Annotated in this window: 18 protein-coding genes; 12 read left to right on the plus strand and 6 right to left on the minus strand. The window is 43.9% G+C overall.

All coding sequences use genetic code 11. The features are described from left to right. The first annotated feature begins 75 nt into the window (after positions 1-75). The 5 genes from ACYX4J_RS14540 (at position 76) to ACYX4J_RS14560 (ending at position 3,601) form a co-directional block, all read left to right on the plus strand. Entirely contained in the window at positions 76-675 is a 600-nt protein-coding gene (locus ACYX4J_RS14540) for a thiamine biosynthesis protein ThiC (RefSeq protein ID WP_476176907.1), read from the plus strand. A gap of 93 nt (positions 676-768) precedes the next feature. Continuing rightward, positions 769-1,080, plus strand: coding sequence for a hypothetical protein (locus ACYX4J_RS14545; RefSeq protein WP_475713266.1), 312 nt, complete (start codon positions 769-771; stop codon positions 1,078-1,080). 339 nt (positions 1,081-1,419) lie between these two features. Continuing rightward, positions 1,420-1,878 carry a hypothetical protein gene (locus tag ACYX4J_RS14550; protein WP_476176908.1) on the plus strand — a complete coding sequence of 153 codons (459 nt, stop codon included), beginning with the start codon at positions 1,420-1,422 and terminating at the stop codon, positions 1,876-1,878. Positions 1,879-2,022: 144 nt separating this feature from the next. Beyond that, complete coding sequence (locus ACYX4J_RS14555; protein ID WP_476176909.1) at positions 2,023-2,880, plus strand: AraC family ligand binding domain-containing protein; 858 nt, start codon at positions 2,023-2,025, stop codon at positions 2,878-2,880. A 91-nt stretch (positions 2,881-2,971) separates the two neighbouring features. After that, on the plus strand, positions 2,972-3,601 hold the full coding sequence (locus ACYX4J_RS14560; RefSeq protein WP_444905903.1) for a LysE family translocator: 630 nt from the start codon (positions 2,972-2,974) through the stop codon (positions 3,599-3,601). Between the two features lie 14 nt (positions 3,602-3,615). On the opposite strand, the gene ACYX4J_RS14565 is transcribed toward ACYX4J_RS14560, so the two are convergent. The 3 genes from ACYX4J_RS14565 to ACYX4J_RS14575 all read right to left on the minus strand — a co-directional run bounded on the left by ACYX4J_RS14565 (position 3,616) and on the right by ACYX4J_RS14575 (position 7,643). Next, positions 3,616-4,860 (minus strand): cation:proton antiporter, encoded by a 1,245-nt coding sequence (locus ACYX4J_RS14565; RefSeq protein ID WP_444905904.1) that lies wholly within the window; start codon positions 4,858-4,860, stop codon positions 3,616-3,618. Between the two features lie 50 nt (positions 4,861-4,910). Beyond that, entirely contained in the window at positions 4,911-5,885 is a 975-nt protein-coding gene (locus tag ACYX4J_RS14570) for a hypothetical protein (RefSeq protein ID WP_476176910.1), read from the minus strand. 474 nt (positions 5,886-6,359) lie between these two features. Further along, entirely contained in the window at positions 6,360-7,643 is a 1,284-nt protein-coding gene (locus tag ACYX4J_RS14575; protein ID WP_444905906.1) for a hypothetical protein, read from the minus strand. A 318-nt stretch (positions 7,644-7,961) separates the two neighbouring features. Here ACYX4J_RS14575 and ACYX4J_RS14580 point away from each other — a divergent pair, with 318 nt between their 5' ends. From ACYX4J_RS14580 to ACYX4J_RS14590, 3 genes are all read left to right on the plus strand, one after another. Then, the gene (locus ACYX4J_RS14580; RefSeq protein WP_476176911.1) at positions 7,962-8,417 is read left to right on the plus strand and encodes a hypothetical protein; all 456 of its coding nucleotides are present in this window, start codon (positions 7,962-7,964) and stop codon (positions 8,415-8,417) included. A 154-nt stretch (positions 8,418-8,571) separates the two neighbouring features. Then, complete coding sequence (locus tag ACYX4J_RS14585; RefSeq protein ID WP_445360055.1) at positions 8,572-9,663, plus strand: PA0069 family radical SAM protein; 1,092 nt, start codon at positions 8,572-8,574, stop codon at positions 9,661-9,663. Further along, positions 9,638-9,970 (plus strand): GIY-YIG nuclease family protein, encoded by a 333-nt coding sequence (locus ACYX4J_RS14590; protein ID WP_445363707.1) that lies wholly within the window; start codon positions 9,638-9,640, stop codon positions 9,968-9,970. Before ACYX4J_RS14585 ends, ACYX4J_RS14590 begins: the two co-directional genes overlap by 26 nt. A 19-nt stretch (positions 9,971-9,989) precedes the next feature. On the opposite strand, the gene tmpT is transcribed toward ACYX4J_RS14590, so the two are convergent. From tmpT to ACYX4J_RS14605, 3 genes are all read right to left on the minus strand, one after another. Next, positions 9,990-10,628: a thiopurine S-methyltransferase gene (gene tmpT / locus ACYX4J_RS14595; RefSeq protein WP_476176912.1), complete on the minus strand. Its 639-nt coding sequence runs from the start codon at positions 10,626-10,628 to the stop codon at positions 9,990-9,992. Between the two features lie 240 nt (positions 10,629-10,868). Further along, positions 10,869-11,378 (minus strand): DUF1097 family protein, encoded by a 510-nt coding sequence (locus ACYX4J_RS14600; RefSeq protein ID WP_445363705.1) that lies wholly within the window; start codon positions 11,376-11,378, stop codon positions 10,869-10,871. A 359-nt stretch (positions 11,379-11,737) separates the two neighbouring features. Further along, positions 11,738-12,433, minus strand: coding sequence for an SDR family oxidoreductase (locus ACYX4J_RS14605; RefSeq protein ID WP_444905910.1), 696 nt, complete (start codon positions 12,431-12,433; stop codon positions 11,738-11,740). A 13-nt stretch (positions 12,434-12,446) separates the two neighbouring features. On the opposite strand from ACYX4J_RS14605, the gene ACYX4J_RS14610 reads away from it, so the two are divergent. The 4 genes from ACYX4J_RS14610 (at position 12,447) to ACYX4J_RS14625 (ending at position 15,001) form a co-directional block, all read left to right on the plus strand. Continuing rightward, the gene (locus ACYX4J_RS14610) at positions 12,447-12,809 is read left to right on the plus strand and encodes a DUF3301 domain-containing protein (RefSeq protein ID WP_413664979.1); all 363 of its coding nucleotides are present in this window, start codon (positions 12,447-12,449) and stop codon (positions 12,807-12,809) included. Between the two features lie 8 nt (positions 12,810-12,817). Next, positions 12,818-13,039: a DUF1653 domain-containing protein gene (locus ACYX4J_RS14615; protein ID WP_444916550.1), complete on the plus strand. Its 222-nt coding sequence runs from the start codon at positions 12,818-12,820 to the stop codon at positions 13,037-13,039. Positions 13,040-13,445: 406 nt separating this feature from the next. Next, on the plus strand, positions 13,446-13,931 hold the full coding sequence (locus tag ACYX4J_RS14620; protein WP_444912523.1) for a phosphatase PAP2 family protein: 486 nt from the start codon (positions 13,446-13,448) through the stop codon (positions 13,929-13,931). Beyond that, entirely contained in the window at positions 13,928-15,001 is a 1,074-nt protein-coding gene (locus ACYX4J_RS14625) for an MJ1255/VC2487 family glycosyltransferase (RefSeq protein WP_444916549.1), read from the plus strand. Before ACYX4J_RS14620 ends, ACYX4J_RS14625 begins: the two co-directional genes overlap by 4 nt. Positions 15,002-15,115 lie beyond the last annotated feature (114 nt).

The raw sequence follows: 15,115 nt of genomic DNA on the forward strand, positions 1-15,115 counted from the left end.
CGATATAAAATAAATAAGGCCAACCCCTATCTTTAGAAGCAAGATCCATATATAGAAAATACAAGGCATCTAACTATGAAGTTCACCAATGCGCGAAATATCCAAATCATAGCTTTTCTGCTGTTGGCGCTAGTAGTTACACAGGCACTCTTTACCATGCTGTATGTTGCAGAGATTACCCCCTCACGGCAACTTTTCTGGGGGCTGGAGGGCTTGCTGTTTACCATTCTTTCAGCTTTTGCTGGAGCGGCCATGGTGCAGACTAAAAACCACCATGTAGGGTGGTCCGCTATTGCATTCAGCTCTGTATTCAATGTGGTGCAAGTTAGCATTGGCGCCACTATGTTTATGCCATTTCGGGAGGTCGCTAGCCAATTAGAGGCGCTTGGAGCTGCAGCGGGGGCCGTTGTGGCTTTTTCATTTATGATCTATTACGCGGCGAAATTTTTGCTGGGCTTTGCTGCTCTTATTTTTGGAATTGCCAAAATGAATGGGAGCTCCAAAGTGCTGGGAGGTTTGACTGCCTCAGTTGGCGTTATTGCAATGTTTGCTAATGCTATTTCGATTACGTTTGGACGTGATTCCTATTTACCCTCTTCCGCTGCCGGAGCATCGGGTGTTCTTGCAACCTTACTCTTGGCGATTTGTCTTTTGACTATTGCCCGCGAGGACTGATATACGAAATTCAATCTAACAATCAAGTCGGGCGTAACTTCACAACAGATTGCTCGGCCGCCCATTTAAGACTTATAGAAAGAGATCTTTATAGTGGATGAACTAATATATAGCAAAGAAGAGATCCTGTCGGTTCTTAGAGATATCAATGAATTCGTGGTATCACTGGATCAAATGAATAAAGTACACCACGAGTTTGGTGAAGAGGCGTGGAAAGATGAAATTATTGATTATTTTCAGAGTGCAAGGGTAAGTGATAGGCTAGCGCAAGTACGCTCAATACTTTCAAAACCGTTTTCGAGTGAAATTGGACCCGATGATATGGATGAGCTGGAGAGAGAAATGCAGGGGGTACAGTATTGGACTTTTAAGGAGTACCTAGCAAAGAAAAATGGCAAGGCGTAGCGTAGGGCGTTTAGCAATGCATTCGATTACACTGCCCCGGCAATGAACAACTCACCCTACTTTCCAAAAACCGCTTATCGAATGCGTTAAATTTCGGCAAGGTGATCGGTTGTTAATATATAAGAAAATCGTTCCCAGCCTATCATAGGCTTTCTTAAGGAGCCATCTACAAAAAAGAGGGGCATACTAGTAATGAAATTACTCAAGTAATATCGTTACACTTTACAAGACTAGTCAACGCCACCTACTATGAGGGTTGGATCTCCATTCTTGGGCTTCGAAGGCTTCAATTAAAGAACTCGCCTCCTCACGGGACCCAAAATCATGGCGTTAAGCAATATGAATAAAATTCGAAGAAAAATCCTAACCAAAATCACTTTAATGATTTTCCTAACAGGTATAGTTTTCTATATATCAATTGTATTCAGGTCAAATAAACCTATAGATTACGCAAGGAAAAATCAATTTAGAGTTGTTCCAATAGATAACTTATTGGTAGATAAGCCAAAGTTATTTGGGCGAGATGAATTGCCAGTCTTTATTTATATTTCCTCTGCTACTGGTGATCCTGTGATATTGGAAGCTTCTGTTAAATATGATGACTCCGAGTACTATAGATTGATCAGATACAGATCAGGAGTTTATTCAAATGGGAAGAAATATGCCTTCGTTGAGGAGGGTAAAGGTGGTTGGTTTTCTTTGGAAGGAACAATGGTTTCAAATCCTGGCTGGTACACGGGTAGGATAAAACCAGTGAGCTATGAAGTAAGAATGGGCAATTTATATTTCGTAAGGTAAATGCTTACCAAACAAAGGCACTCGATATCAAAAGTACCACTCCGAACCTCTCCACTATTCAATTGTTACACACCCATCTGTAACTTTGCTTTACCACCCTTTCTTTCTGTAAAGTAATGGTTATTTATCATACGAGGGTTATCAGTGCGAAAGGAATTCTCTAAGGCTTGGCGAAGTCCGAGTCATTGCGGCATAGAGCTTTTTCACGCCTACTTCCATAAGTTTTCCTTTGCCAAGCATTGGCATGATGAACTCGCTATTGGAATCTTCCTTTCTGGCGTAGAAAAGCTCGATTATCGCGGTGAAACAGTGACTATTCCTCAGGGAACCCTTGCTGCGCTTAATCCAGGGGAGATTCATACCGGTTTTTCCGGAAGTGACTCTGGTTGGCACTATCGTATGTTTTACTTTGACACGGCGCTTATTGAGGAAACCCTCAGGGAACACACTCTACTTAACCAAACACCCGTACCATTTTTGAAGGGGCCACTATTGGATGATCCCGAGCTTTTTCAGCTCCTTTACAAGCTACATAGCAGTCTTGAAATGAACGCTTTATCCCTTTCAACAGACTCTCTACTCATCCTGGCAATTAGCCAGCTCTTTGCCCGTCACGGCGACCAAAAGATCTACCCGAAGTCATCGTCTAACAAACAGGGAGTCTTGAAGGCCCGTGCTTATTTACAGGAAAACTGGCAAAGAAATGTGACACTGGATGAGTTGTGCCAATTAACTGGCATGAGTCGATATCAGCTAATTCGTAGTTTTAATGCCCAGTTTGGCGTTCCTCCACATCAATTCCTAATCCTCCTAAAAACCCAAAGGGCCCGAGCATTATTTCGTACGGGAGCCCAGGTGGCTGAGGTGGCTATTGACTGCGGTTTTTTTGATCAGAGCCATTTGAGTCGAAACTTCAAGCGTGCTTTCGGTATCACACCTGCTCGCTACTTAAAGTCTGCACAGCGCAATTTCGTACAAGAACCTTCCTTCTACTCCCTTTAAGCTCCCCTATCTCTGGGAAAACAAAGCGCACCGTTAAACAGTGTGAACCATTTCTCATAGCAATATCTCTTCTGCGACATGAGTAATATATATGAGCTTAGAATTTCTATTAGCCTGGCTGGCAGTAATGTTCCCACTAATTTTTAGCCCGGGACCTGCCAATATCACCTTTGCAGCAGCCGGAGCCAGCTTGGGTATTCGTCGCTCCTTACCTTTACTGGCAGGCATAGACATTGTATTTCTAATGAAGGCTTTATTAGTTGGCTTCGGATTTATGAGCTGGCTAATTCACTACCCTATGGTAATGACCTTCTTACAGTGGACTGGTGCTATCTACTTAATTTACCTTGCTTACGTTTTTATAAAGCCTAATAAAGAGCCTGGAAAAACTGCCACCAAATCGGTAAGTATTTGGCAGGGAATGCTGATTCAAAGTATGAATATTAAAGCTTGGATGATAGTAATTACTATGTTCTCTGTGTTCGCACCAAAGCAAGAGGAGAGCAATGAAAGCAGTGTTATCACCTTGATTATTATGATCACCATACTCAACTTTGTGACACATTTCTCATGGATCGCTTTTGGTCGGACCTTATCGAAAGCACTTATCAACGATAAAAATAGAAATCTGCAAAACAAGCTTTTTGCACTCAGCCTGCTTCTTGTCGCTGTGTGGTTAATTGCTGATAACCCAACCGCTATTAGCCTAAAGGCTGTATGACTTGGAACCTTAACTCAAAGGTTTAATTTATGAATCAAGCGGCCACTGGTAGTCCCCTGTACCAACAAGGAGAAAAGGACCACGCCAAATACCATAGATTGAATTGTCCACCAATAGGGCAATTCAACTGGAAGAGAAAGCACCAGAGCGACCGCAATAACCCCTCGCAGCCCGCCCCAACTCATTAATAGACGCCAGGATTTCGGTATCGGGGGGCCAACAAAGCGAGTCAGAGGTGCCACTAAGAATACAGATAATGCTCTAGCTCCTAAAGCAGCTGCTGTAGCAATAACCATCGCCAGCCATTGGTGGGTAAACATCTCAAAAGTAATCACCAATCCCATAATCACAAAAATAATACCGGTAAAAAACAGCCCCATCCACTCCCAGGTTGGACCCGCATGAATTAAATAGGTGCTATTTTGCTTGCTTAAGCACGCTCGAGCAACAATTGCACATATCATTACCGAAATGATACCTGACACATGAAAAATACTTTCCGCCAAATAGAAGCTACCAAATGCAGCGATTACTAAAGTCATTAAAGCCGCACTGGGAGATCGCAGAAACAATATGACAAGAGTGGTTATCAAGCCAAAAATAAGCCCAATCGCAACACCACCGAAAAATACCATGCAAAAATATAGTGTCACTGAAGTCGCGTCCAACGAAGGGGCTGCAGCCCCCATCGATGAGCTTTCAACGATACCATAGGTAGCTAGCCCTAATACTAACGAATAGAGAACTACAGCTGCAGCATCATTGAAGAGGCTCTCTCCATCCACCAAGGTTAAGAGATCTTCTCCCGTTTTTTCCTGACGCAACTTATTAACTACAGAAACAGGGTCAGTAGCCGCTAAAATAGCCCCGGTTAGCATGGCCGCTACCCAAGGAAAACCCTCCGGATGACCAATGCCGTAATAAGTAATTGCTGCAATAAGAACTGCACAAATAACCAAACCGAGTGTAGAGAATAACAGTACAGGTCCAATCCAGCGCTTTAAGACTTTGGGTTCCAGCTGCCAGGCGGACTCAAAAATTAATACCGGTAAAATAACAAAGAATACCAGCTCTCTGATACTGGTTGCACGCAAACCTGTATCATAGTCAATTATGGGAAGTAGCAAAGCCGCCAGCACTCCTGCGACAAGGCAGCCAAGTGTATTATCAATACGTAAGATCCTTGCAATGCCCAGTCCAATAACTGCAGCGGCAGCGAGATATAACCCCTGCCCTACAACAGTGACTATATCATTCACCTGTCAACTCCCATTGCCAGTGCATTCGCACTTCGAATACAGACACACTCTCATTGAACACACTCATCTACAAGTAGAGACTTTACAAGTTTTAAGTATGACTCCACATACAAATGTGCACTCTCATGGCTAGTTAAGGGCTCACAATATCCAAATACAAAAATGGTAATTCTACAGGTGGTATACGTAATAACTATTAGCAGGTGGGTAACGTGGACTTGTACGACAATGCCTGACTCAATTTCAAAGTATTTAAGCCCACTAGTTAATCGCTGCATATTACAGGTATTAGAAACACAAATACCAACAGGGAATACAGTGACTTCTGGTAATGTAGGTATACATTGCGCAGCAAAAACGGCAACAGCTTCAGGGGATATCAATTTAAGTGTTGAGTATCCTTTTCTTCCTATAATGGGTACCGCTTGCTTTACTTTCCATTTACTACAGTTATTGGATTTCCGCACATTAAATAAATCGACATCCTTGAATCCAGACAAATTAAAATACTCACCCGTACTTTTTCTTAGTAGTTTAGGTTCTTGGCCAATATCGTCTCCCTCCCTCTCCTGAAACCTGTCTAGATCGCAAAAAAGTACCAATCTTGACTGGCCATCCAATGCAGTATGATTGCTAACAATGATGACCCACTCAACTTCATCATTCACGTTAACTTGCAAGGTAATCCCATAGGCGCAATTTTCTATGTCAACAAATTGATTTTGCTGCCAAAGGTATTCAATCTCATATTCTAATGATTTATTTAAATGCTTTATGATTAGAGGTACTTTTTCAAATTCAACATCACAAATGCAAGAAGCCTTGGTGCCCTTCTTGGCCCTCGCCCGAAGCATTGGGTGTCTTCTATGGATAAAGGTAAAACCTCTGCAAAATTGCTCGAAAGTAACAGAATCGCGGAGGCGAACACACGATATTAGCTGAGTTCCATCGTAAGACTCATTAGTCAATTCAATAAATAGAGCTTCTTGGGACCCCAACTCACATGAGAGTGGCTCATTCTCCATGCAGGCCTCACATTTGCTAACTGGTAAATCACCTGTGATACAAGAAGCACTCTCCTCAGTATAGGAAAATAGTTAGAAACTGTTTGTTGATATTGGCTATTGATACAGAGAGCAGATCACTAAGACAGTCAGCACAATCACAATCTAGTTAACAATCGATTGATTCCTTCGTCTATACAGATAAAATATTAAAAAACATTGCTAATGGATAGATATCTTATTATTCCTCACTTAAATAGAATTCAACTAACCTTCGTATGAATATCGATTATTAATAACCTCTACAAGAATTTCTTTCCACCAAATCGTCATCACCACTATGGAGAAAATCATCGCAACCGAGTAAGAAATAGCAAATGCGCCTAGCAATCTATGTATTTAAATTGATATCTTAACCAACACAAGAATAATTCAATCTTCCCTTGAAATCCTCACATAAAAACAAGAAAGCATTCTAGAAACCCTGTATAAAAACTAATGAATTAGACCACCAATAATATCCATATACCGCTTTATATACAGAAGAACACTATTTCGACTCAAAAGTGGTTCACAGTAACCAAATACAAAAACCGAATTCTTATTGGTTGTATATGAAATGACCGTCAATGGGTTTAGCCCATTAGTTTGGGTCACCATTCCTTTTTCAATATCAAAAAATTTCATCCTTCCACCTAATTTACTTAAACTTCCTACATTAGATACGCAAATACCGGCAAAGAAGGATTCTGAGCCAGAGATTGTCTCTCTTGCCATAGCTTCCACCTCAGCAACAGTGTATGCAGACACAATTTTTTTTGCCATCGGACGTTGTTTAGTTAGTACCGTGTATATTTGGGACTGTAAATTTTCAGCAAAATCTATGATATCAACCGATGTAGGGTCTTCAGGAATAGATAACTGAGTAGTTTGCGAAAACGAACCAATATGCTCTAATGGGATCGGGGGGGTACATAAGCCTCTTCCATCTAAAGCTAAAATAATCTCCTCTCCCTTTTTATAGGTTGGTAGGACTACTGAAGCAATGGAAGCAATTGCACAAAGAATTGCGGTTAACTTTACTCCTCGGTCTTTACCTATTTTTGCTAGCTGATGGAGATCTTCAGGACACAATAGTCTCGCTATTGCACCAGCCTGCCGTTTACTTGCCGGTGCAACCTTCTCAACAGGCCAGTTTAATTTTTGATCATCCGCATCATGAAATATATGTTTTTCACCTACATATCCAGCAACTTCTAAATTTTTAGCGATGCTTTCCCCAAGAGGTAGCGTTTCATTGTCTCTAAAGGGTTTATTTTTTTGTACTAACTGATCCAACTGCAAGAACAGAGTCATAATAGAACGACCATCCATAATCGCATGAATATTATTGACAATAACCCACTGCACTAAACCTTCATGATTGCAAAATATGCTTAGACAATATGCATATCTATCACTGTCTATATATTTTTTGGCCTGGTTTGAGTACTCTCCCTCAAAATCCATTTCCTTATCTAGCCGGTACACATCTATAGGTATTTCGGAAAAATTCACATCACAAACCCACCGATATTTATTATCTTTCTCGACGCGGGCTCGCAAGAGGGGATGATACTGGTGTAGTATTTTAAGGCCAGAACGTAGCGTATCAATTGCTAGAGGCTCACAAACTCGAATAAAAGAAATAAGTTGCAAGCCCCCTTTTGACTGCCTAGACAGCTCTACATGAAGAGCTTCTTGGCGTCCCATCTCCCGAGAGGGTATCTCCGATTTCATGGTTGAAGCTACCGTACCTATTAGGCATTCATACCAATTATAGAAAATAATAAAACCACATATAAATCAAACAATTACGACATAAAAAGTGAAGTGACACACTATCTCGTAGCTATGCACACCTAGCGGCTTTGTAGATAAGCTCACTTTCAGTTGATATCATAATGACAGCTTTGAATCTGCTCACTAATGACAGCACTAAATATTCAAGCGAGTCGGCATGGGTATTTTCAATATACAAAATAGAATTAAATATTAACTCAGGGTCACCGGCTAGACAATCAAAGCTTTTAATTGAAATTAGACAAGGATAGAAATATGACAAATAATATGGAAATACAACAAGTTATCGATGAATTATATAGTGGAATCTCTGGCCCTTCAGGTTTTCAACGCGACTGGGAAAGACAGGCATCATTATTTTCCCCTGATACGAAAATGATTCGCACATTTGTGGATAGCAATGGCAAGCCCCAGTCTACGATCCTCAGCGTCCAAGAATATCCAGAAAATTTTGAAAATCTAATTGCAGATCGCCCTTTCTATGAAGCTGAAATACACAACATTATCGAGCAATTTGGAAATATTGCTCACGTCTTCAGTGTTTATGAGGCATGGAGCGATAAGGAGAAAACCCAATTCCTAAAAAGAGGGATAAATAGTATCCAACTTTTGAACGATGGCGAATCCTGGAAGGTAGTGCATATGATTTGGGATGACGAAAGACCCGGGCTGACAATGGAATCGAAATATAACCCCGCAGTCACTGCCTAAGCAGTATTTACGAGCACAATTAGACCCTAAGAGGCATTTCCTCTTGGGGAAACCAAATCCAGACTTATTTTCCTCTCCAGGTAAATCCGCTAAGGCTTGCAATCCTTCAAAATTAAGGCGTAAACTGTACATTAATACAGTTATCGCTAAAAAAATGTCAGATCATCCTTCCACTAAAGCGCCATCCCCATGCAAGGGCCGAGGAACCGCCTCTAACCTCCCTGGGCGCTTTGCTGAACTTTCCAGCTCCCGTGAAACTGATGGCTGGCAAGTGGAGCCTGATCAGCCGGTGAGACTAATAACCTCATCCATTGAGGAAAAGGCGAAAACTATTATCTCGACTAATCAATCTCCAGATATCCCTTTCTCCCAATCGATAAACCCCTACAGGGGATGTGAGCATGGTTGTATCTATTGCTATGCCCGCCCAGCCCATGCCTACATGGATTTATCGCCAGGGCTCGATTTCGAGACCAAGATTTTCTACAAGCCAAATGCTGCTGAGCTTTTAGAGAAAGCACTACGAAAGAGCAGCTACCAGTGCAGTCCCATCGCTCTGGGAGCCAATACCGATCCCTATCAACCTCTGGAACGAGAGAAAGAGATAACCCGTAGTTTGTTGGAGCTTATGCAGGAGTTTCGCCAGCCGGTAACCATTGTCACCAAAAGCCAGCTAATCTTGCGAGACCTCCCACTGCTGGCAGAAATGGCACAAGATAACTTGGCCCAAGTCGCCATTAGTGTGACCACACTAGATAATGCCCTTAAGCGTAAGCTTGAGCCAAGGACCGCTGGCCCTGCTGCTCGTCTGCGAACAATTGAACAGCTGAGTACAGCGGGCATTCCTACCGCAGTACTCGCTGCGCCTATGATCCCCGCTCTCAATGACTGTGAATTGGAGTCGATTCTTGCAGCTGCGCGGGAATCAGGGGCTGTAAGAGCCGCATATATCCTATTGCGCCTCCCCTATGAAGTTGCCCCTCTATTTCGGGAATGGTTAGAGGTACACTACCCAGAAAGAGCAAAGCATGTCATGAGCCTGGTGCAGCAAAGCCGTGCAGGTAAGGACTATCAAAGTGAATTTTCCCAAAGGCGAACTGGCACTGGCATATTTGCTCAACTACTCCAGAGACGCTTTCAAGTGGCAATGAAAAAGCTGGGTTTGGATCATCGGCGCCTTACCTTGGATTGCTCACAGTTCAAGCCACCGCCTCGCACTAATGAGCAGCAGGATTTATTCTCTTGAATCTATGGGCTATATAAAAAAGAAGGAAGGGCTGAGGGTGAATTGGTTTCTCTATCTTATTCGAACGGCCAGAGGAACACTCTATACCGGTATAACCAATGATTTGGAGAGGCGTTTTGCTGAGCACTGTAGTGATGGCCCAAAGGCGGCAAAAGCACTACGAGGTAAGGGGCCCCTTACGCTCGTGTTCTCTGTGGGGCTACCCGATAAATCAACCGCCTTGAAAATGGAAATAGCCATTAAGAAGTGGCCAAAATCAAAAAAGGAAAAACTAATACTTGGCTCTCATTCCCTGCCAGAAATTTAGCTTGTTGAGAAAGCCATTATCACTTTGGTGTTAACAACCATGCCTCTTCTCTTGCGGGAACCTTGCCTTTAAGCCCACCAACAACGTCTCTTGTCGCTAATACTTGTAGGCTATAATCGGCATCGTAATATTCATAAATCAAACGGCTCCCAACAGAAAAAGGTGGGCCAGGCATCTGAGCTTGTTCATACTCGAAGGATACGAGGAGTTGAGGTGCGACTTGGGTAATAGCCATTAAGTGGCTGACATATTGCTCACGAATATCTGTGGGGAGGGCTACCAGTGCAGCCCGATCATAAATCGCTACAACCGGCCCCAACTCCTCTCTACCCAAATCGAATATATTGCCAACAAAAATATCGATGTTGGCACCAGAGTAGCACTTCAGATTACCTACCTGGCTTACCTGTGGGGTTACTGCCATTTCACTGAAGAGCTGCTTCACGGCCTCCTCATTGAGTTCACAGCCAACGACTGAGATATTCTGTTCTAATAACCAAGCAATATCTTTCGTTTTGCCACATAGCGGCAAGAAAATCCGATCACCCGGAGACAGAGAGAGACTGGAAAAGAATTCGGTCAACAACGAATTGCCGGCCGCCTCGTGAAAGCCAATATCATTTCTTTTCCACTTATCGTGCCAAAATTCTTCCTTCACAACTGGCTCCTACAATCCAAGGTAAAAAAATAGATAAGAAACGAATTACATCAATGAAGAAGTGTTCTGTAGTATTCCATTTCGATACTACTTTCAGACTCATAGGGTTCAGTAAACGCCAAAGCCGCAACAAATACCATTGCTGTAGATAGCAATATACGTTTTACCATTGAACTACACCTCTATTCAATCTTACTGAACCCCTTACAACCCTTTCCCTAAAGCACTCAGATTAATCTTTCAACAAGTCCTTACTGCTCGTTGCTGACGCGGCCATAAAATATCAATCAGGCCGGCAAATACTGCACCGATAGATACCGTTGCAATCAGTTGAAAATAGGTATCCAAGGTAATGTCCAACTGCGCAAGAAACGCAATAATGATACCAATGGCATAGCTGGTGACGTTCCGAATACCGGTCACCATTCCCATTGCCCATACACTGATAATCGAGAAGAGAAGTGCAATCGGCCCAACCAGGATACTTGGGTCAATTTGCCATTTATGTGCCGCTGTTTGAGCGCCCAACCCCAACCCCAGCCCGGTCACCACACATGCGAGATTGTAGGCACCTGCCCGCCAATCACGCCCCCTGGAGTAATAGGCAATAACACCCAACACCGCTACCCATATTGGCATTCCGCCCAGATAACCGACGAGTGCCGCAACAATGAGAATTGCAAGGATTGGTGACTTCAGTAACTGGGGGGACAAGCTTTTACGCTTGGTTAAAACACTGGGCCACTTCATGATTTCCACTCCTTCGAGGACACCCTGATAAGAGGTAAGATTCCTTGCCTAAAACGTAAAACCCGCCAACACTCTGAAAGGATCTATCAGAACCATTCCTTGATATGAAGCTATTTTCAGGTAGTTCCCACTCTGGGGGATAGAAAACTTCTTCCGTATTCTTGCCCAATCTTGCAATCAGCAGGCAGTAGCACGAAGCAGACAAAACAGACTCACCCGCCGGCCATGTGCAAAAAGTTGAAATGCATAAATTCGACTGATCAAGGCTACTCAAGCGACCTCGTATTCAGGCCGGCAGAGTGTGGGAGCTGCATTCTATTAGATTCTCAAAGGAGTTTTGTCACAGCCCATTACAAGCGTTACCAGGGAATTTCTGTCCCGTCATAGTTATAAAATCGACCCGTTTTTGCTGGCGTTACTGATAAAAGCAGCTTTTTTAGTCCGCCGACACTTTCCTCAGCAGAAATCAGTGCTCCGGGGCCGCCCATAGCCGTTTTTACCCACCCCGGATGCAAAGCGAGAACCGTGATTCCTCTCGGCTCTAAATCGACAGATAAGCTTTTGACGACCTGGTTTACGGCTGTCTTTGAAGTTCGGTAGATATATCCCCCGCCAGAGCGATTATCAGCGATACTCCCAACCTTGCTGCTCATCACCGCGATTAGCTTGTGCTCGCTGGCCGCAACATTGTCACAAAAAGTTTCTGCCATCATATAGGGGGCGATAGTGTTGGACTCTAAAACTCGACGCCACTCTGCGCGGTCAACAGCGCCAAATCCCACGCCCTTCGGCCCGTAGTAACCTGCATTGTTGAGCAATATGTCTATCGGCTCTCCTTGAAAGGCCTTACCTAGAGAGATCATCTGTTCGTAGTCGGTCACATCTAGGCGAATCAACTGTATCGAGGGGTAGCGTTCTTGCAACACCGCGAGCTCAGCGGCTTTCTTCGGTTCCCGGCAACAAGCCAGGACTTTCCAGCCAATTTCGGCAAACTGGGCACACAACTCAAGTCCAATTCCCCGATTGCAGCCAGTAATTAAAATCGTGCCGGACATTGGCGCTCCTTAAATGGTATTCTTGCGGGAAAGCGATCATAGCAACTGTATAGCAATGTATTACACTCTCAGCGACATACTGTGGCTTTCCCTGTTCTTTGTGGTTCTTTGGTATATCTGGGCCAGTATGGCCGCTAAAGAGCACGTCCGGCGAGCCGCTTCTGATCACTGCCGACAGCTCGGTGTCCAACTGTTAGACGACACCGTGCTTTTGGTTCGTACTCGAATCAAAAAGGATAAGAGGGGGTTTTTCAGCCTTCACCGCAGTTACAAGTTTGAGTTTACTTCTACAGGCGAACATCGCTATTCAGGCACTGCTGTACTTCACGGGAATCGCATCCAACAGCTACAGCTTGCCCCCCACCACGTAAGTTAGAGGTACCCATGCAACGCGGCATATATCGTCACTACAAAGGAAATCTGTACGAGGTTTTACATACCGCAAAACATAGTGAATCCGAAGAAGTTATGGTTGTGTACCGAGCCCTTTATGGAAGCTATGGTGTCTGGGTGCGACCCCAAAGAACATTTAATGAAACAGTTTCTAAAAATGGCGTTAAATCTCCACGCTTTGAATTAGTCCAGGCATTTGACATAGCTGCCTGACCTGACTGAAATATAATTAATTTTGGAGGGGCCATGCTTCCTCCAAAGTCACTTTATCTGTCTATTATTTTTTCCAATAAGATAAGCAACTTTCTCCAGTTATATCTGCACCCAATCCAACTCAATCTTTTGTCTAACTTGCTGGTACTCAGGTGTACTATCAGCTTACAACTGACCCCGAAAACCCCCAGTGTTTATTAATCGAATTACTTATAATTTTAATTTGGAATAATTTTGCGCCAACTATTCGTTGGATCTTTCAGCCTTTGAAATAAGCTCTTTCATTCTATTCTTCCCGCCTGGTCAAGATTTCATTATTGCGACATAAATCGGTCAAGTCCGTGCAATAATCGATTTGTAACTTGTCGGCATGCGAGGCTTACCGATGAATCTAAAGAGTTTTGATGTGTCCATAGTGCTGTATATGGTTGAGCGGGCATCACGCCCCAGCTCTCGCCGGCGCTATCTGTGGCTATCTAAATCTGGGGATGGGTGGGCAGCCGGGGCACTTTTATTCACCTATGTATGGCTCAATTCAGCCATTCAACTGCTGTACTTGGCATGTACCGCAGTTGCCTTGGAACGCGGATTGTACTGGGGGATAAAAAACACGACACGACGACTTCGCCCGCCCCAAGCAATCCCGGGCATGCGTCCCGTAATTGTGGCGCACGATCGTTTCAGCTTACCGTCGGGCCACACCTCATGCGCCTTCCTATTTATAACCGCGATGTCTATACAGGTGAGCCCTATGTGGAGCTTCGGTTATATCTGGGCCACCGGTGTCGGAGCCGCCAGGGTTGGCCTGGGAGTTCATTTCCCGTCTGATATTTGTGCCGGCGCTATTTTGGGGACCAGTGTCAGTTTAATTGTGAGTGCTGCCTTTTTATGAAGATACTTTACGGCGTTCAATCCACGGGTAATGGGCACATCAGTCGCTCCCGTGCGCTGGCTAAGCAATTCGAAAAGTATCCAAATCTCGAGGTCCAGTGGTTATTTTCAGGCCGTCCAAGAGAAAGCTTATTTGAGATGTCTTCTTTTGGAGACTATTGGTGGCGGGAGGGAATGACTTTTATCCACAGTCACGGCCGCTTGAATAGTTTCGCAACACTACGAAACATCAATGCAGTAAGATTCATCAAGGATATAAGAACACTGCCGGTTAATAATTTTGATTTAATTATCAGTGACTATGAACCTGTTACGGCCTGGGCAGCGAAATTTAAGAAAAAACGCAGCATCGGTATCGGCCATCAATACGCCTTTGAATTCCCGATCCCTGCACCTCGCAATAAGTGGGCATCCCGCACAGTACTAAAGTCATTTGCCCCAACACAAGAGAGTATCGGTTTGCATTGGCACCACTTCGGCAACCCAATACTACCGCCAATCGTCCCTCAGAAACCTGGACTCTCCCAAGAATTGGGTGAACATATTCTAGTTTACTTGCCTTTCGAACAGCCTATTCCGATGCTGGACGAACTTTCCAGGCTGCCCTATCGGTTTATCGTCTACGGTATACCCCACAATTTACCTACCTCTAGTAATATTCAAGTTAAGGCCCCCTCAATTAATGGCTTTCAGAAGGATCTGGCAACCTCTAAAGCAGTAATCTGTAATAGCGGATTTGAATTATTGGCTGAAACCCTGGCTCTGGGAAAACCCATTCTCAGTAGGCCTCTCGCCAATCAATTTGAGCAGGAAGCCAATGCCAAAGCGCTCGATCAGCTCAAACTGGCCACAATCGTAAAACAGATAAATGCCCATACGATCGACAAGTGGCTAACCAACTGCCCCCCTCCACTTCGGATAGTTTGGCCTGATGTGGCTCAATCACTGGGCAACTGGATTGCTTCCGGGTGCCGACAAAGCCCAGCTGAACTATCCTCCCAGCTGTGGCGCAAGGTGGTACCAAAGCCCGTTGCAGACGCAGCACCAGTATTTCAAAGAATATCCCAGTAAAAGCACTCTAATAATCGCCAAGTCTATTCATAGAATCAGTCATTGCCCAGTGCACCCTCTCCACGTTTACATATACACTTGAATCGTAGTGTTCCAGCATAAAAATATTCAATG

The organism is Microbulbifer sp. ABM4_008, assembly GCF_056311705.1.